The organism is Haloactinopolyspora alba (assembly GCF_003014555.1).
Classification (GTDB): Bacteria; Actinomycetota; Actinomycetes; order Jiangellales; family Jiangellaceae; genus Haloactinopolyspora; species Haloactinopolyspora alba.
Genome location: NZ_PYGE01000026.1, coordinates 1 through 17,142, shown reverse-complemented (window position 1 = coordinate 17,142; position 17,142 = coordinate 1). Strand labels below are relative to the sequence as shown.

Here is a 17,142-nt window from a genome sequence, read left to right as displayed (position 1 = left end):
CCGGCGGCGACCCGGCGCCGGGCATCGAGGAGCCGCCGGGCGGTGACGTCGACACCACCGAGCCGGAGGGCCCCGAGCTGCCGCCGCCGCATCCGTCGCGCCGCGGCATGTTCGGTGTCGACGGCTCCGGCGACACGTCCGGCTACGGTGGCCTGGTCGCGCGGGACACGAACCCGATCCGCGGCGAGTCCACGCCGCGGCCGTGGGACGACGAGCACGAGCGCCTCGGCGACGAGGTGACGGCGGCCCTCGAGCAGGCCGGCCTGGGCGAGGACGACGTCTTCGAGAAGATCGTCGTCGACCGCGGCCAGATCACGTTCTTCGTGGTCCGCGAGCGGCTGGTCGACGTCGCCCGGATGTTCCGCGACGACGCCGCGCTGCGGTTCGAGATGTGCCTCGGTGTCGACGGCGTGCACTACCCGGAGGAGACCGGGCGCGAGCTGCACGCGTGCTATCAGCTGCTGTCCATCACCCACAATCGGCGCGTGAACCTCGAGGTCGCCTGCTCGGACGACGATCCGCACGTCCCGTCGGTGGTGCCGGTGTACCCGTCGGCGAACTGGCACGAGCGCGAGGCCTACGACTTCTTCGGCATCCTCTTCGACGGGCACCCGGCGCTGACCAGGATCCAGATGCCCGACGACTGGCCGGGACATCCGCAGCGCAAGGACTACCCGCTGGGCGGCATCCCGGTGGAGTACAAGGGCGCGACAATTCCACCGCCCGACGAGCGGAGGGCCTACAACTGATGAGCGAGCACAGCCACGACACGTTCACCCCTCCCGGTCCGGACCCGGACGCCACGTACGACCCCTACGCCGGCGTCCGCGAGACCACGGAGGGGCCGGTCTACACGGTCACCGGGCAGGACTGGGGCGACGTCGTCGACGCCGCCGTCGCCGGCCAGGAGCGCATGGTCATCAACATGGGCCCGCAGCACCCGTCGACGCACGGCGTGCTGCGGCTCATCCTCGAGCTGGACGGCGAGACCGTCACCGAGGCGCGCAGCGGGATCGGGTACCTGCACACCGGCATCGAGAAGAACCTCGAGTACCGCAACTGGACACAGGGCGTCACGTTCGTCACCCGCATGGACTACCTGGCGCCGTTCTTCAACGAGGCCGCCTACGTGCTCGGTGTCGAGAAGCTGCTGGGCATCACTGACGAGATCCCGCCGCGGGCGAACGTCATCCGGGTGATGATGATGGAGCTCAACCGGATCTCCTCGCACCTGGTGGCGCTGGCCACCGGCGGCATGGAGATGGGCGCGCTGACCGTCATGACGAACGGTTTCCGTGAGCGCGAGCGGACACTCGACCTGTTCGAGTTGATCAGCGGGCTGCGGATGAACAGCGCGTACTTCCGTCCGGGCGGTGTCGCGCAGGACCTGCCTCCGGGCGCGGTCGAGAGCGTCCGCGAGTACCTGCGCTGGATGTGGGACAAGATTCCCGAGTTCGAGGCGTTCTGCAACGAGAACCCGATCTTCCGCGGGCGCACCGTCGGCAACGGCTACCTGGACCTGGCCGGGTGCATGGCCCTCGGCATCACCGGGCCGGTGCTGCGCTCGACCGGGCTGCCGTGGGACATCCGCAAGACTCAGCCCTACTGCGGCTACGAGAACTACGACTTCGACGTCCCGACGCGCGACACCGCCGACTCGTACGGCCGGTTCCGCATCCGCGTCGACGAGATGAAGGAGTCGCTGAAGATCGTCGAACAGTGCCTCGACCGGCTCGAGCCGGGACCGGTCATGGTGGCCGACAAGAAGATCGCCTGGCCGGCGCAGCTGGCCATCGGCAGCGACGGCATGGGCAACTCGCTGGACCACATCCGGCACATCATGGGTGAGTCCATGGAGGCGCTGATCCACCACTTCAAGCTGGTCACCGAGGGCTTCCGGGTTCCCGCCGGGCAGGCGTACGTGCCGGTCGAGTCGCCGCGCGGCGAGATCGGCGCCCACGTGGTCTCCGACGGCGGCACGCGGCCGTACCGGGTGCACTTCCGCGACCCGTCGTTCAACAACCTGCAGGCGGTGCCCGCCATGTGCGAGGGCGGCATGGTGGCCGACGTCATCGTCGCCGTCGCCAGCATCGACCCGGTGATGGGCGGGGTCGACCGTTGAGCGTGCAGGGGCGAGACGACGAAGAGACGAATGAGCGTATGAGCAGTGAACCGGTGACCCAACTCGGCGAGCAGGCCCGCGCGGAGATGCTCGAGATCGTCGCGCGCTACCCGGAGGCCCAGTCGGCGCTGCTGCCGATGCTGCACCTGGTGCAGGCCTACGAGGGCTACGTGACGCCGGCCGGCATCGAGATGTGCGCGGAGGTCCTGGGCATCACGGAAGCTGAAGTCGCCGCGGTGGCGACGTTCTACACGATGTACAAGCGCCGGCCCGTCGGCGAGTACCACGTCGGCGTCTGCACCAACACGCTGTGCGCCATCATGGGCGGTGACCGGATCTGGGAGGACCTGTCCGGTCACCTGGGCATCGGGCACGACGAGACGACCGAGGACGGCAAGATCTCGCTCGAGCGGGTCGAGTGCAACGCCGCCTGCGACTTCGCGCCGGTCATGGTGGTGAACTGGGAGTTCGCCGACAACCAGACGCCGGAGTCCGCGCGTGAGCTCGTCGACCGGCTGCGCGGCGGCGAACAGGTCAGCTCGACCCGGGGACCCCGGGTCTGCAGCTGGAAGCAGGCCGAGCGGATTCTTGCCGGCTTCGGCGACGACGCGGCCGACGAGGGCGTCCAGGCAGGCCCGGCGTCGCTGGTGGGCCGCGAGCTCGCCGACGAACGCGGGTGGACGGCGCCCCAGGGCGGCCAGCAGGCCATCGAGGGTCGAGGAGAGAAGAAGTGACGGATCGATCTGCGGACTCGGCGGGTCAGTCCGCGGCCGCCGGAGGGCGTGATCCGGTGACGCTGACGCCCGTGCTGACCGAGCGCTGGAACCAGCCGGACTCCTACACCCGCCGCGGTTACGAACGCGGCGGCGGGTACAAGGCGCTGCGCAAGGCGCTGCAGCGGGCGCCGGGCGACCTCGTGGAGGCGGTGAAGGACTCCGGGCTGCGCGGCCGCGGCGGTGCGGGCTTCCCGACCGGGATGAAGTGGGGGTTCATCCCGAGTCAAGACCCTGCCAGCGCGAAGCCTGTTTATCTGGTGGTCAACGCGGACGAGTCCGAGCCGGGAACGTGCAAGGACATCCCGCTGATGATGGCCGACCCGCATCTGCTGCTCGAGGGCGTCATCATCTCGTCCTACGCGATCGGTGCGCACAAGGCGTTCATCTACGTGCGTGGCGAGGTGCTGCACGTGTACCGCCGGCTGATGAAGGCGGTCGAGGAGGCCTACGAGGCCGGCTACCTCGGCAGCGACATCCTCGGGTCCGGGTTCGACCTGGACGTCGTCGTGCACGCGGGCGCCGGTGCGTACATCTGCGGCGAGGAGACCGCGCTGCTGGACTCGCTGGAGGGCCGCCGCGGCCAGCCGCGGCTGAAGCCGCCGTTCCCGGCCGTCGCCGGTCTGTACGCCTCGCCCACCGTCATCAACAACGTCGAGACCATCGCGTCGGTCCCGGCCATCGTCGACAACGGTGTCGACTGGTTCCGTTCGATGGGCACCGAGAAGTCGCCCGGCTTCGGGATCTTCTCGCTGTCCGGTCACGTCGCGAACCCCGGGCAGTACGAGGCGCCACTGGGTATCACCCTGCGCGAGCTGCTCGAGCTGGCCGGCGGCATGCGCCCGGGTCGGGAGCTGAAGTTCTGGACGCCCGGCGGGTCGTCGACGCCGATGCTCACGGCCGACCACCTGGACGTCCCCCTCGACTTCGAGGGGATGGCCGGGGTCGGCACCATGCTGGGCACGCGCGCGCTGCAGATCTTCGACGACAGCACCTGCGTCGTCCGCGCGACCTCGCGGTGGGTGGACTTCTACAAGCACGAGTCGTGCGGCAAGTGCACGCCGTGCCGTGAAGGGTTCTGGTGGATGGTGCAGATCTTCGAGCGCTTGGAGAAGGGTGAGGGCACCGAAGCCGACCTGGACAAGCTGCTGGACATGAGCGACAACATCGCCGGCCGGTCGTTCTGCGCGCTCGCCGACGGCGGCGTCGCGCCGGTGACGTCGTCGATCACGTACTTCCGGGACGAGTACATCGCCCACTTCGAGAACGGCGGATGCCCGTTCGACCCGGAGGCGTCCACGCTGTTCGCGAGCGAGAAGGTGAGTGCGACTCGATGACTGTCACGACCAACTCCGCGACGGGCGAGGTTGAGCCGCAGCCGAACATGGTGACGGTCACCATCGACGGGTTCGAGGTGAGCGTCCCCGAAGGCACGCTGGTCATCCGCGCCGCGGAGCTGATCGGCATCCAGATCCCGCGGTTCTGCGACCACCCGCTGCTCGAGCCGGCGGGCGCGTGCCGGCAGTGCCTGGTCGAGGTGCCGGACATGGGCAACGGCCGCGGGATGCCGAAGCCGCAGGCGTCCTGCACGCTGACGGTCATGCCGGGCATGGTGATCAACACCCAGCTCACGTCGCCGGTGGCGGACAAGGCGCAGCAGGGCATCATGGAGTTCCTGCTGATCAACCACCCGCTGGACTGCCCGGTCTGCGACAAGGGCGGCGAGTGCCCGCTGCAGAACCAGGCCATGAGCAACGGCCGGGGCGAGTCGCGTTACGAGGGCAAGAAGCGCACCTACCCGAAGCCGATCAACATCTCCGCGCAGGTGCTGCTGGACCGTGAGCGGTGCGTGCTCTGCGCGCGCTGCACCCGCTTCTCGAAGGAGATCGCCGGGGACCCGTTCATCGAGCTGCTCGAGCGTGGCGCGTTGCAGCAGGTCGGCATTTACGAGAAGGAGCCGTTCGAGAGCTACTTCTCCGGCAACACGATCCAGATCTGCCCGGTCGGCGCGCTGACGTCGGCGGCGTACCGCTTCCGGTCGCGCCCGTTCGATCTGGTGTCGGTGCCGTCGGTGGCAGAGCACGACGCCTGCGGAAGCGCCATCCGCGTCGACCACCGGCGGGGGACGGTCATGCGCCGCCTCTCCGGCGACGACCCGGAGGTCAACGAGGAGTGGATCACCGACAAGGACCGTTTCGCGTTCCGCTGGTCCACGCTGGACGACCGGCTGACGCATCCGCTGGTGCGCGACGAGGAGTCCGGCGAGCTGGAGACGGCGTCGTGGCCGGAGGCGCTGACGCTGGCGGCCGAGGGCCTGGCGGCCGCGCGTGATGCCGCGGGCGTCGGTGTTCTCAGCGGCGGCCGGGTGACGCTCGAGGACGCCTACGCCTACGCCAAGTTCGCCCGTGTCGCGCTCGAGACGAACGACGTCGACTTCCGTGCCCGCGCGCACTCGGCCGAGGAGACGGCCTTCCTTGGGTCGCTGGCCGGCACCGGCAGGGGCGTCACCTTCGGTGACCTCGAGCGGGCGCCGACGGTGCTGCTCGTGGGCTTCGAGCCGGAGGAAGAGGCCGGCACGGTGTTCCTGCGGCTGCGCAAGGCGGCGCGCAAGGGGACGGACGTGCACTCCGTGGCCCCGTTCGCCACCCGCGGTCTGGAGAAGTTGTCGGGGACGCTGCTGCCGGCGGCGCCGGGAACCGAGCCGGAGATCCTGAACGCCATCACGCTGGGCGACGACCGGGTGTCGTACCTCGGCGAGGCGCTGCGGACCAAGGGCGCGGTGATCATGGTCGGCTCTCGGCTGGCCGCGATCCCGGGAGCGCTGTCCGCGGCCGCGCGGGTCGCGACCGTGACGGGCGCACGGCTGGCCTGGGTGCCGCGCCGCGCGGGCGAGCGCGGGGCGGTCGAGGCCGGCGCCCTGCCGAACCTGCTGCCGGGCGGGCGGCCGGTGGCCGACGCCGAGGCGCGCGTAGACGTCGCCGCGGCCTGGTCCGTGGGCAGCGTTCCGGCACTGCAGGGCCGTGACACCGGCGACATGCTCGCCGCGCTGGCCGACGGCACGCTGTCCGGCGCCCTCGTCGGCGGTGTCGAGCTGGCCGACCTGCCGGACCCGGCCGCGGCCCGCGCCGCTCTGCACAGCGCGGGGTTCCTGGTGAGCCTGGAGGTCCGCCGCAGCGAGGTGAGCGAGCTGGCGGACGTGGTCCTGCCGGTGGCGCCGCCGGTGGAGAAGCCGGGAACCTTCGTCACCTGGGAAGGCCGTGAGCGTCCGTTCGCGCAGGTACTGAACGAGTCGGCGGCCGTGTCGGACGGCGCCGTGCTGAACTCGCTGGCCGACGAGCTCGACGTCAAGCTCGGCGTGCGTGACGTCGAGGCGGTCCGCGCGGAGCTGGCGGCGTTCCGCGGCTGGGACGGAGCGCGGATCGACCCGGTCGATGCGAGCACGTCCGGGCCACCGAAGCCGGCCGCCCGCGAGGCGGTGCTGGCGACCTGGCGGCTGATGCTCGACAACGGCCGCGGGCAGGACGGAGAACCGCACCTGGCCGAGACGGCACACGCGGTCGAGGCGCGGGTGTCGCCCGGTACCGCGAACGAAGTCGGCGTCGCCGACGGCGAGCGGCTGACCGTGCGGACCGAGACGGGCTCGATCACGCTGCCGGTGCGCATCAGCGAGATGCCCGACCGGGTGGTGTGGGTGCCGGAGAACTCACCCGGTTCGCAGGTGCACGCCGACCTCACCGCGGACGCCGGCCACATCGTCGCCCTGCAGAGAGGTGACCAGGAATGATCGCCGCACAGTCCTACGACGAGATCGCCGGGTTCGGTAACGACCCGTGGTGGATCATCGCCATCAAGTGCGTGGCGATCTTCGTGCTGCTGGTCGTGCTGACCCTGTTCAACATCGTCTTCGAGCGCAAGGTCGTCGCGAAGATGCAGCACCGCGTCGGCCCGAACCGGAACGGTCCGGGCGGCTGGCTGCAGAGCCTTGCCGACGGCGTGAAGCTGATGCTCAAAGAGGACATCATCCCGAAGGCGGCGGACAAGCCCGTCTACCTTGTGGCGCCCGTCATCGCCGCCATCCCGGCGTTCCTGATCTTCGCGGTGATCCCGCTGGGCCCGGAGGTGTCGATCTTCGGGCACGAGACCCGGCTGCAGCTCACCGACATGCCGGTGGCCGTGCTGTTCACGCTCGCGATCGCGTCGATGGGCGTCTACGGCCTGCTGCTGGCCGGCTGGTCGAGCGGCTCACCGTACCCGCTGCTCGGCGGGCTGCGCGCATCGGCGCAGGTGATCTCGTACGAGCTGGTGATGGCGCTGTCGTTCGTCGGCGTGTTCCTGTTCGCCGGGACGATGTCGACGTCGGGCATCGTGGCCGAGCAGGAGCGGCTGTGGTTCGGCATCATCCTGCTGCCGTCGTTCGTGGTCTACCTGATCTCGATGGTCGGCGAGACCAACCGGGCGCCGTTCGACCTGCCCGAGGCCGAGGGCGAACTGGTCGCGGGCTGGGGGACCGAGTACTCCTCCATCAAGTACGCGATGTTCTTCCTGGCCGAGTACATCAACATGGTCAACGTCTCGGCGATCGCGACCACGTTGTTCCTCGGCGGCTGGCGGGCACCGTGGCCGCTGTCGGCGATCAACGACGGCATGTTCAACACCGGCTGGTGGCCGCTGCTGTGGTTCCTCGCCAAGGTCATGCTGCTGATCTTCGTCTACATCTGGCTGCGGGGAACGCTGCCGCGGATGCGGTACGACCAGTTCATGCATCTCGGCTGGAAGGTTCTGCTGCCGATCTCGCTGGTGTGGATCGTCGCGGTCGCCGGGATGCGGCTGGCGTTCAACGAGGGCATCGAGCGCAGCCAGATCCTCACCTACGGCGGCATCGCGGTGGCGGTGATCCTGGTAGCCAGCCTGCTGATCCCGGAGAAGCGCGACGATCAGGAGGCGGCCGAGCAGGCTGAACGGGAGGACGAGCCGTTCGACGCTTTCGCGGGCGGGCACCCGGTGCCGCCGTTGCCCGGGCAGCTGCCGCAGGGGTCCGGTCCGGTGCGGTCGGAGGGTGCTACCGTGCCCGCCGGCGTCGGCACACCGGGCACGGGCACGCACGGCACACCTTCGGCAACCAGCGACGACAGCCCCGAGGAGAACGGTCATGCCTAAGTTCCTCGATCCGGTCGCCGGTTTCGGCGTCACGTTTCGCAACATCTTCCGCAAGAAGGTCACCGAGCAGTACCCGGAGGAGCCACACCCCGTCGCGCCCCGGTTCCACGGCCGGCACCAGCTGAACCGGCACCCTGACGGCCTGGAGAAGTGCATCGGCTGTGAGCTGTGCGCATGGGCGTGCCCCGCCGACGCGATCTACGTCGAGGGCGCCTCCAACTCCGACGACCCGGACGGGGGCGGGCGGTACTCGCCCGGCGAGCGCTACGGCCGCGTCTACCAGATCAACTATCTGCGCTGCATCCTCTGCGGCCTGTGCATCGAGGCGTGCCCGACCCGGGCGCTGACGATGACGAACGAGTACGAGTTGGCCGACCACACCCGCGAGAGCCTGATCTACGAGAAGAAGGATCTGCTCGCTCCACTGCTCCCCGGCATGGAGGAGCCGCCGCACCCGATGCGTCTCGGTGACGACGAGCGCGACTACTACCTCGGGGCGGGACTGGGCCGCGGTGCCGGAGAGGAGGAACGATGACGTCCGTGCTGTCCTCGGTGACAGGCGGTTCGGCGGCGATGGCCGACTGGGCGGTGCCGCTGGCCGCCGGCGCCACCGAGTCGTCCGGTGGCAGCACCGGCGAGCAGGTCGTGTTCTGGGTCATGGCGCCGCTCGCGGTGTTGGGCGCACTCGGCCTGGTGCTCTCGCGCAAGGTGGTGCACGGCGCGTTGTCGCTGGCCGTGACGATGATCTCGCTCGCGGTGTTCTACCTGGTGCTGGAGGCGCCGTTCCTCGGCGTCGTGCAGGTGGTGGTCTACACCGGCGCGATCATGATGCTGTTCCTGTTCGTGATCATGCTGGTCGGTGTCGACGCGTCCGACTCGCGGGTCGAGACGATCCGCGGGCAGCGCGCGGCCGCGGTACTGGCGGTGCTCGGCGTCGTCGTGCTGCTCACGGCGGTGACCGGGCGGGCGACCCTGCCCGACCCCGCCGGTATGGAGCAGGCTGCGCCCGACGGCAACGTCCCGGCCATCGCGGACCTGATCTTCGGCACCTACGTGTGGGCCTTCGAGGTCATCGCGGCACTGCTGATCACCGCGGCGGTCGGCGCCATGGCGCTGACCCACCGCGAGCAGATCTTCGCCCGGCCCACCCAGCGCGAGCAGGCCGAGCGCCGCTTCCGTGAGGGCCGCCCGGAGGATGCCGCCGGCCTTCCGGTTCCGGGTGTGTACGCGCGGCACAACGCGGTCGACACCCCGGCGCTGCTGCCCGACGGCACACCGAGCGAGGCGTCGATCTCGCGCGTGCTGGTGGCGCGCGGCGCCGCCCGCTCGGTGGACGAGTTCAGCCTGTCCGGCCCTGCCGGTACGGACGCGCCGGACGAGACGTCCGGCGACGACGCGGAGGCCGGCGATGACGCCAGCGAGGCCGGCGACGACACTGCGAAAGGTGGTCGCGGATGAGCCCGACGCCGTACCTGGTGCTGTCGGTGATCCTGTTCACGATCGGCGGCGCGGGCGTGCTGCTCCGGCGCAACGCACTGGTGGCGTTCATGAGCGTCGAGCTGATGCTCAACGCGGCGAACCTCGCGTTCGTCGCCTTCGCCCGGATGCACGGCAACCTGGACGGGCAGATCGTGGCGTTCTTCGTCATGGTCGTGGCCGCGGCCGAGGTCGTCGTCGGGCTGGCCATCATCGTGACGATCTTCCGAACTCGCAGGTCCGCGTCTGTCGACGACGCCAGCCTGCTCAAGCTCTGACGGGCGTGAGGGACAAGTGATATCCACGTACAGCACGCTGGCCACGGCTGTCTCCACCCAGGCCGAGCACGGCGGCCAGGTCGCGGTCGAAGCCACCGGCATCTACTCCTGGACCTGGCTGCTGATCGCCTTCCCGCTCCTGGGCGCCGCCGTCCTGCTGCTCGGCGGCAGGCGAACCGACCGGATCGGGCATCTGGTCGGCACGGTCGCGTCGAGTCTGTCGTTCGTCATGGGCGTCGTCCTGTTCGTCGCCATGCTCGGCGAAGGCGACGCCGAGCGGGCGTTCACCCTCGACCTGTGGGAATGGTTCAACGCGGGCGGCTACCAGGTCGAGGTCAGCCTTCTGCTCGACCAGCTCTCCATGGCGTTCGTGTTGCTGATCACCGGCGTCGGATCGCTGATCCACGTCTACTCGATCGGCTACATGGAGCACGACGAGCGCAGGCGCCGGTTCTTCGGCTACCTGAACCTGTTCGTCGCGGCCATGCTGCTGCTGGTGCTGGCGGCGGACTACCTGATCCTGTTCATCGGCTGGGAGGGTGTCGGCCTCGCGTCGTACCTGCTCATCGGGTTCTGGCAGCACAAGCCGTCGGCCGCGGTCGCGGCGAAGAAGGCGTTCGTGGTGAACCGGGTCGGCGACATGGGCATGGTCCTCGCCGTCGCGTCGATGCTGGCCGTGTTCGGCTCCAGCTCGTACAGCCTGGTGTTCGCCAACGCCGAGAACGCCTCGACCGGGTGGCTGACGGCCATCGGCCTGTTCCTGCTGCTGGCCGCGTGCGGTAAGTCCGCGCAGTTCCCGCTGCAGTCGTGGCTGCTGGACGCCATGGAGGGCCCCACCCCGGTGTCCGCGCTGATCCACGCGGCGACGATGGTGACCGCCGGCGTCTACCTGGTGGTCCGCTCGGCCGCGATCTACGACCTCGCGCCGGACGCGCGTACCGCGGTCGTGATCGTCGGCGCCATCACGCTGCTGATGGGTGCGATCATCGGGTGCGCCAAGGACGACATCAAGAAGGCCCTGGCCGGCTCGACCATGAGCCAGATCGGCTACATGATGCTCGCCGCCGGGCTCGGACCGGCCGGGTACGCGTTCGCGATCTTCCACCTGCTGACGCACGGCTTCTTCAAGGCGAACATGTTCCTCGGCGCCGGCTCGGTGATGCACGGCATGAACGACGAGGTCGACATGCGCAAGTTCGGCGGGCTCCGGGTGGCGATGCCGGTCACGTTCGCGACCTTCGCCATGGGGTATCTGGCCATCATCGGCATCCCGCCGTTCGCCGGCTATTTCTCCAAGGACCGGATCATCGAGGCCGCGTTCGCGGAGAACTGGGTGTACGGCATCTGCGCGCTGCTCGGCGCCGGCATCACCGCGTTCTACATGACCCGCGTCATGCTCATGACCTTCTTCGGCGCGCGCCGGTGGAAGCAGAGCGAGCCGCCGCACGAGTCGCCGTCGGTGATGACCGTGCCGCTGGTCGTGCTGGCGGTGCTGTCGGTCGTGGGCGGCGCCGGGCTGCTGTACCTCACCGGCGACATCGTGCAGTGGTTGGCCCCGGTCACCGGCGAGGCGCACCACGACCTGCCGATGCCGCTGGCGCTGCTGGTCACGCTGACCCTGCTCACGGTCCTGGCCGGCGTCGCCGTCGCCTGGGGGATGTACGGGCGCAAGGCGATCCGCGAGGACGTGCCCGCGGGCAACCCGCTGACCGTCGCCGCGCGCCGTGACCTGTACGGCGACGCGTTCAACGAGGCCGTGCTGATGCGCCCGGGCCAGTACCTGACCCGGTCCCTGGTGTACGTCGAGAACCGCGGCGTGGACGGCGCCGTCGTGGGCACCGCCACCGCGGTCGGCGGGCTGTCCTCCCGGTTGCGGCGGTGGCAGACCGGGTTCGTCCGTTCCTACGCCCTGACGATGTTCGCCGGTGTCGGCTTCGTCGTCGTGGCAATGCTGCTGGTGAGGCTGCCGTGACATTCCCCTGGTTGACCACGCTGATCGCACTTCCCGCGCTCGGGGCGGTACTGACGGCGCTCGTGCCGTCCGGCCGCGGTGTCCTGGCCAAGCAGGTCGCCCTGACCGGCGCGCTCGCCACCCTGGCCGTCGGCGCGGTGATCTCGCTGCAGTACCTGTTCGACCTCGACGTCGGCGTCGAGGCGGAGCGGTACGAGTGGATCCCCCAGTTCGGCGCGTCGTGGGCGCTGGACGTCAACGGCATCAGCCTCGCGCTGATCGGCTTGACGGTCGTCGCGACGCCGATCGTGGCGCTGGCCATGTGGCGCGAGGCCGAGCCCGACAAGCGCGACCCGAAGACGTTCTTCGCGCTGCTGCTGGCCGTCGAGGCGCTGACGCTGACCGCGTTCGCGTCGCGGGACCTGCTGCTGTTCTACCTCGTGTTCGAGGCGATGCTGATCCCGCTGTACTTCATGATCGGCATGTACGGCGGGCCGCAGCGCCGCTACGCGGCGGTGAAGTTCCTGCTGTACAACCTCGCCGGCGGGCTGATCATGCTGGCCGCGGTCATCGGGGTGTACGTGCTGTCGGTCGACGCCGGCTCCGGGACGTTCTTCGTCCCCGACCTGGTGGCGCTGGACATCGCCGAGGACACCCAACGCTGGCTGTTCCTCGGGTTCATGATCGCGTTCGCGATCAAGGCGCCGTTGTGGCCGTTCCACACCTGGCTGCCCGACGCCGCGGCCGAGGCGACGCCGGCCAACGCCGCGTTCCTGTCCGGCGTCGTCGACAAGGTCGGCACGTTCGGCATGATCGCGCTGGCGCTGCCGCTGTTCCCGGACGCCGCGCGTGACTTCGCGCCGGTCATCGTCACGCTCGCGGTCGTCAGCATCGTCTACGGCGCGCTGCTGGCCATCGGGCAGACGGACATGAAACGCCTGATCGGCTACACGTCGATCTCGCACTTCGGCTTCATCGTGCTGGGCATCTTCGCGCTCACCGGTGAGTCCGCGTCCGGTGCGACGCTGTACATGGTCAACCACGGGCTGTCGACGATCGCGCTGTTCGTCGTGGTCGGCTTCATGATCGCCCGCCGCGGCTCGCGCCTGGTGGGCGACTACGGCGGCGTGCAGAAGCCGGCGCCGAAGCTGGCCGGGGTCTTCCTGTTCGCCGCGCTGTCCGGACTGGCGCTGCCGCCGCTGTCGACGTTCCTGTCCGAGTTCCTGGTGATCTCGGGGACCTTCCTGCAGTACCGCGAGGCCGCGATCGTCGCGACCCTGGGGATCGTCCTGGCGGCGCTGTACATGCTCTGGCTGTACCAGCGGACGATGACCGGTCCGGTGCAGGCCGGCAACGAGGACACGCCGGACCTGCGGCGGCGTGAGGTCGCGGTGGTGACGCCGCTGATCGCGCTGATCCTGGTGATCGGGTTCTTCCCGAAGCCACTGGTGGACGTCATCGACGAGGCGGTCGAACCGACCCTGACGGAGGTGGACGTGGACCAGCCAGGGCCGTTAGCTCCTGTAGCGGACGAAACGGCTGAGCATTCCAATGAAGGGACTGAGCAGTGACCGCGCCGACTCTCGAGTACGCCGAGCTGGCGCCGCTCATCACCGTCTTCGGCGCGGCCGTCATCGGCGTGCTGATCGAGGCGTTCGTGCCGCGGCGGGCCCGGCACACCGTGCAGGTCGTGCTGGCGCTGCTGGCGCTCGTGGCCTCGCTGGTCCAGGTGATCGCCCTGGCCGGCACCGAGGTCGTCGCCGCGGTCGGCGCGGTGGTGATCGACGGCCCGGCGCTGTTCCTGCAGGGCACGATCCTGGTGCTGTCCATCATCAGCATCGCGTTCTTCGCCGAGCGCAAGCTCGAGGCCGGTGGCGACGCGTTCGCGCCGGCGGCGTCGTCGCTGCCGGGCAGCGACGAGGAGCGGGTGCTGGTCCGCGAGCGGCGGCTGCAGACCGAGATCTACCCGCTGATGCTGTTCGCCGTGGCCGGGATGATGCTGTTCCCGGCCGCGAACGACCTGCTGATCATGTTCATCGCCCTCGAGGTGCTGTCGCTGCCGCTGTACCTGATGTGCGGCATGGCCCGGCGCCGGCGGCTGCTGTCGCACGAGGCCGCGCTCAAGTACTTCCTGCTGGGCGCGTTCTCGTCGGCGGTGTTCCTGTTCGGCTCGGCGTTCGTGTACGGCTTCGCGGGCAGCCTGCGCTTCTCCGAGATCTCCACGGCCCTGACGACGGAGATCGGCAAGGAAGGGCTGCTGCTGTCCGGCGTCGGCCTGATGGCGGTGGGGCTGCTGTTCAAGGTGGGCGCCGTGCCGTTCCACGCGTGGACACCGGACGTGTACCAGGGAGCGCCGACACCGGTGACCGCGTTCATGGCGGCGTGCACCAAGCTCGCGGCGTTCGGCGCGATGGTGCGGCTGTTCTACGTCGCCTTCGGCGGCGTGCGCAGCGACTGGCAGCCGATGCTGTGGGCGGTGGCGATCGCGACGATGGTCGTCGGCGCCGTCGTCGCGCTGACGCAGACCGACATCAAGCGGATGCTGGCGTACTCGTCGATCGCGCACGCCGGTTTCGTGCTGACCGCGCTCGTGGCGGCCGACCAGACGGCGACCGCGGCGATCCTGTTCTATCTGGCGACCTACGGCATCGCGACGCTCGGCGCGTTCGCGGTGGTGACGCTGGTGCGCGACTCCGGAGGCGAGGCGACGCACCTGTCGAAGTGGGCCGGCCTGGGCAAGCGGTCGCCGATCGTGGCCGGGACGTTCGCGTTGTTCCTGCTCGCGTTCGCCGGCATCCCGATGACCAGCGGGTTCGTGGGCAAGCTCTCGGTCTTCGCGGCCGCGATCGACGGCGGCGCGACGCCGCTGGTCATCGTCGGCGTGCTGGCCAGTGCGGTCGCGGCGTTCTTCTACGTGCGCGTGATCGTGCTGATGTTCTTCTCCGCGCCGGCGGAGGAGGGCCCGACCGTGGCGGTGCCGAGCGTGTGGACCACGGTCGGCATCTCGCTGGGAGCCGCGGCGACGTTGCTGCTCGGTCTCGTGCCCGGCCCGTTGCTGGACCTCGCGCAGCAGGCGGCGGTATTCGTTCGCTAGAGTAGGCGGTCTTGCCGGGTGCGTCGGCCCGGCGTCGAGGGAGGTCAGGCGTTGAGCATCGGGCTCGGTATTCCGTCGGTCGACGCGTCGCTCGACGCCGCGGTCAACGCCGGCCTCGACGACGTCGAGGCGCGTCTGCGCGCGTCGGTGCACTCCGACGACGCGGTCCTGGCCGAGGCGTCGCGGCACCTGACCCAGGCGGGCGGCAAGCGGTTCCGGCCGCTGATCACGCTGCTGGCGGCGGGGTTCGGCGACCTGGCCGCGCCGAAGGTGGTTCCCGCGGCGGTCGCGGTCGAGCTGACCCACGTCGGCACGCTGTACCACGACGACGTCATGGACGAGGCGGAGCTGCGCCGCGGCGGGCCGAGCGCGAACGCGCGCTGGGACAACACCGTGGCCATCCTCACTGGTGACTTCCTGTTCGCCTGCGCGTCCGACCTGCTGGCCGATCTGGGCCCGGAGTCGGTGCGGATCCAGGCGCGCACGTTCCAGCGGCTCGTTCACGGCCAGCTGCACGAGACGCTCGGTCCTCGCCCCGACGAGGATCCGGTGGCGCACTACCTGTCCGTGCTGTCGGACAAGACCGGGTCGCTGATCGCGGCCTCGACCCGCCTCGGCGCGTTGCATGCGGGCGTGCCGCCGGAGCACGTCGAGCTGCTGGGCCGGTTCGGCGAGCGCATCGGTATGGCCTTCCAGCTCGCCGACGACCTGCTCGACATCGCGGGCGAGTCGGCGCTGTCCGGTAAGACACCGGGAACCGACCTGCGTGAGGGGGTCGCGACGCTGCCGGTGCTGTACGCACGCCGCGCCGCGCGGCCCGGCGACGAGCGGTTGCTGGAGCTGATCTCCGGGCCCGTCGTCGACGACGCCGCGCATGCGGAGGCGTTGTCGCTGCTGCGCGCGCACCCGGCGATGGGCGAGGCCCAGGCCGAGGTGCTGCGCTGGGCCGACGACGCCCGCTCCGCGCTGCGGTCGCTGCCGCACGTGGCCGCACGCGACGCGCTCGAGGCGCTGTGCGACACCGTGGTGACGCGTACCTCCTAGACCAGACGGACCGCGAGTACTCCAGCTGTCGATTTCGAGGGCGTGACATGAGAGGCACCTGTTGCCTCTCGTGTCACGCCCGCTGACAAACGGTCCCGCTGGATTGCCGACCGACGACATGGTGGCGGCGCGCCGGCCGCCACACGGTACTCATCCGGTACTCATCCGGTACTCATCGATCCGTGACGCACGTGCAGACGTAGGCGCGTCCCTCGTCGGCGCAGAGCCAGGCACTGGTCCGCGCGAAACCCGCCCGGACGAGACTGGCGTCCCAGGTGGCGACGTTGCCGGTCCCGAAGGCGACATCGCCGGACGCGACGGCCCGGCCGTTCTGCGCGTCGTCGGTGACGACCAGCTGCGTCAGCAGGTCGCCGGGCGGGCGTGGCGGGATCACCCAGGCGCTGTAGGTCACGGCCGCTCACCCCTGGTCCGGCACGCGAACCCGCCGGCGGTGGGCACCCAGCCTCCGGTGCGTTCGAATCCGAGGTGGACGAGAGTGCGGTCCCAGCCGCCCGGGCTTTCCGCGCCGTAGGGGAGCGGCCGGTGCGCGACGACCACGCCGCGGGCATCGGTGACGATGATGTGATCGAGCGGCCTGGTGGGCAGGCGCCGTCGGACCAGCCATCCGACGTACCCGCTCATCGGGGACCGTCCACGGCCCCGGCACCGCCGGCGCTCCCGCACACGTAGGTGACCTTTCGCACGTGCGCCCTCCTCGAGGTCCGATCGGACGGCCGCGCAGCTGTCGTCTGGCGGCCGGAACGGAAGACACTATACGTGGCCATGCAGAGCTATGTATAGCTCTTAGATCTCTGTGCAGGTCAGCATGGCTCTTATGTTGAAAGCATGAGCGACGTCCCGGATTTCGAACCGCAGGAGCACGAACTGCGCTACGTCGCGCTGGCCGATCACGTCGTGGCCCGCATCGACGCGGGGGAGCTCGTTCCCGGTGCCCGGCTGCCACCGGAGCGCGAGCTGGCCGTCGAGTACGGCGTGGCCTACCTGACGGTGCGCCGCGCCATGGCCGAGCTGCGCGACCGGGGTCGCATCAAGACGGTGCACGGCAAGGGCACGTTCGTCGCCCCGCCCGTCGAACCCGAGTGAGTTCCACCACTCCCGCCGCGAGAATGACCACGTTCACCATGGAATTCCGGCTCTTGTGACGTTTCCGTGGGTGGGTGAGCGCGTCTGATAGAGCTGCACGCCGCTCTCGCTCTAGGTTTCTGTCTTGTCAGGGATCAGAAACT

Annotated in this window: 16 protein-coding genes; 14 read left to right on the top strand and 2 right to left on the bottom strand. The window is 69.8% G+C overall.

Annotated features, from left to right (window positions below; all coding sequences use genetic code 11):
- Positions 1-107 precede the first annotated feature (107 nt).
- The 13 genes from CLV30_RS23335 to CLV30_RS23275 all read left to right on the top strand — a co-directional run bounded on the left by CLV30_RS23335 (position 108) and on the right by CLV30_RS23275 (position 15,895).
- Complete coding sequence (locus CLV30_RS23335) at positions 108-749, top strand: NADH-quinone oxidoreductase subunit C (RefSeq protein WP_106539693.1); 642 nt, start codon at positions 108-110, stop codon at positions 747-749.
- Entirely contained in the window at positions 749-2,122 is a 1,374-nt protein-coding gene (locus CLV30_RS23330) for an NADH-quinone oxidoreductase subunit D (RefSeq protein ID WP_106539650.1), read from the top strand. The genes CLV30_RS23335 and CLV30_RS23330 overlap by 1 nt, the downstream gene beginning before the upstream one ends.
- A gap of 38 nt (positions 2,123-2,160) precedes the next feature.
- Positions 2,161-2,856: an NADH-quinone oxidoreductase subunit NuoE gene (gene nuoE / locus CLV30_RS23325; RefSeq protein ID WP_106539649.1), complete on the top strand. Its 696-nt coding sequence runs from the start codon at positions 2,161-2,163 to the stop codon at positions 2,854-2,856.
- 56 nt (positions 2,857-2,912) lie between these two features.
- Positions 2,913-4,232 carry an NADH-quinone oxidoreductase subunit NuoF gene (gene nuoF, locus CLV30_RS23320; RefSeq protein WP_106539692.1) on the top strand — a complete coding sequence of 440 codons (1,320 nt, stop codon included), beginning with the start codon at positions 2,913-2,915 and terminating at the stop codon, positions 4,230-4,232.
- Positions 4,229-6,679 carry an NADH-quinone oxidoreductase subunit G gene (locus tag CLV30_RS23315; RefSeq protein WP_106539648.1) on the top strand — a complete coding sequence of 817 codons (2,451 nt, stop codon included), beginning with the start codon at positions 4,229-4,231 and terminating at the stop codon, positions 6,677-6,679. The genes nuoF and CLV30_RS23315 overlap by 4 nt, the downstream gene beginning before the upstream one ends.
- Complete coding sequence (gene nuoH, locus CLV30_RS23310; RefSeq protein ID WP_106539647.1) at positions 6,676-8,052, top strand: NADH-quinone oxidoreductase subunit NuoH; 1,377 nt, start codon at positions 6,676-6,678, stop codon at positions 8,050-8,052. Before CLV30_RS23315 ends, nuoH begins: the two co-directional genes overlap by 4 nt.
- A complete protein-coding gene (nuoI, locus tag CLV30_RS23305) occupies positions 8,045-8,587 on the top strand; it encodes an NADH-quinone oxidoreductase subunit NuoI (protein WP_106539646.1) in 543 nt (180 codons plus the stop codon). The genes nuoH and nuoI overlap by 8 nt, the downstream gene beginning before the upstream one ends.
- A 38-nt stretch (positions 8,588-8,625) precedes the next feature.
- The gene (locus CLV30_RS23300) at positions 8,626-9,510 is read left to right on the top strand and encodes an NADH-quinone oxidoreductase subunit J (RefSeq protein ID WP_106539691.1); all 885 of its coding nucleotides are present in this window, start codon (positions 8,626-8,628) and stop codon (positions 9,508-9,510) included.
- Positions 9,507-9,806, top strand: coding sequence for an NADH-quinone oxidoreductase subunit NuoK (gene nuoK / locus CLV30_RS23295; RefSeq protein WP_106539645.1), 300 nt, complete (start codon positions 9,507-9,509; stop codon positions 9,804-9,806). The genes CLV30_RS23300 and nuoK overlap by 4 nt, the downstream gene beginning before the upstream one ends.
- 100 nt (positions 9,807-9,906) lie before the next feature.
- On the top strand, positions 9,907-11,778 hold the full coding sequence (nuoL, locus tag CLV30_RS23290; protein WP_106539690.1) for an NADH-quinone oxidoreductase subunit L: 1,872 nt from the start codon (positions 9,907-9,909) through the stop codon (positions 11,776-11,778).
- A gap of 11 nt (positions 11,779-11,789) precedes the next feature.
- On the top strand, positions 11,790-13,328 hold the full coding sequence (locus CLV30_RS23285) for an NADH-quinone oxidoreductase subunit M (RefSeq protein ID WP_240723399.1): 1,539 nt from the start codon (positions 11,790-11,792) through the stop codon (positions 13,326-13,328).
- Entirely contained in the window at positions 13,325-14,851 is a 1,527-nt protein-coding gene (gene nuoN / locus CLV30_RS23280) for an NADH-quinone oxidoreductase subunit NuoN (RefSeq protein WP_106539643.1), read from the top strand. The genes CLV30_RS23285 and nuoN overlap by 4 nt, the downstream gene beginning before the upstream one ends.
- 57 nt (positions 14,852-14,908) lie before the next feature.
- Entirely contained in the window at positions 14,909-15,895 is a 987-nt protein-coding gene (locus CLV30_RS23275; protein ID WP_420842022.1) for a polyprenyl synthetase family protein, read from the top strand.
- Positions 15,896-16,067: 172 nt separating this feature from the next.
- Here CLV30_RS23275 and CLV30_RS23270 read toward each other — a convergent pair whose 3' ends face one another.
- Together CLV30_RS23270 and CLV30_RS23265 are read right to left on the bottom strand one after the other, a co-directional pair.
- Positions 16,068-16,307: a hypothetical protein gene (locus CLV30_RS23270; RefSeq protein WP_106539641.1), complete on the bottom strand. Its 240-nt coding sequence runs from the start codon at positions 16,305-16,307 to the stop codon at positions 16,068-16,070.
- Complete coding sequence (locus CLV30_RS23265) at positions 16,304-16,537, bottom strand: hypothetical protein (RefSeq protein ID WP_106539640.1); 234 nt, start codon at positions 16,535-16,537, stop codon at positions 16,304-16,306. The genes CLV30_RS23270 and CLV30_RS23265 overlap by 4 nt, the downstream gene beginning before the upstream one ends.
- 204 nt (positions 16,538-16,741) lie before the next feature.
- On the opposite strand from CLV30_RS23265, the gene CLV30_RS23260 reads away from it, so the two are divergent.
- Positions 16,742-16,999 carry a GntR family transcriptional regulator gene (locus CLV30_RS23260; RefSeq protein WP_106539639.1) on the top strand — a complete coding sequence of 86 codons (258 nt, stop codon included), beginning with the start codon at positions 16,742-16,744 and terminating at the stop codon, positions 16,997-16,999.
- Positions 17,000-17,142: the final 143 nt, after the last annotated feature.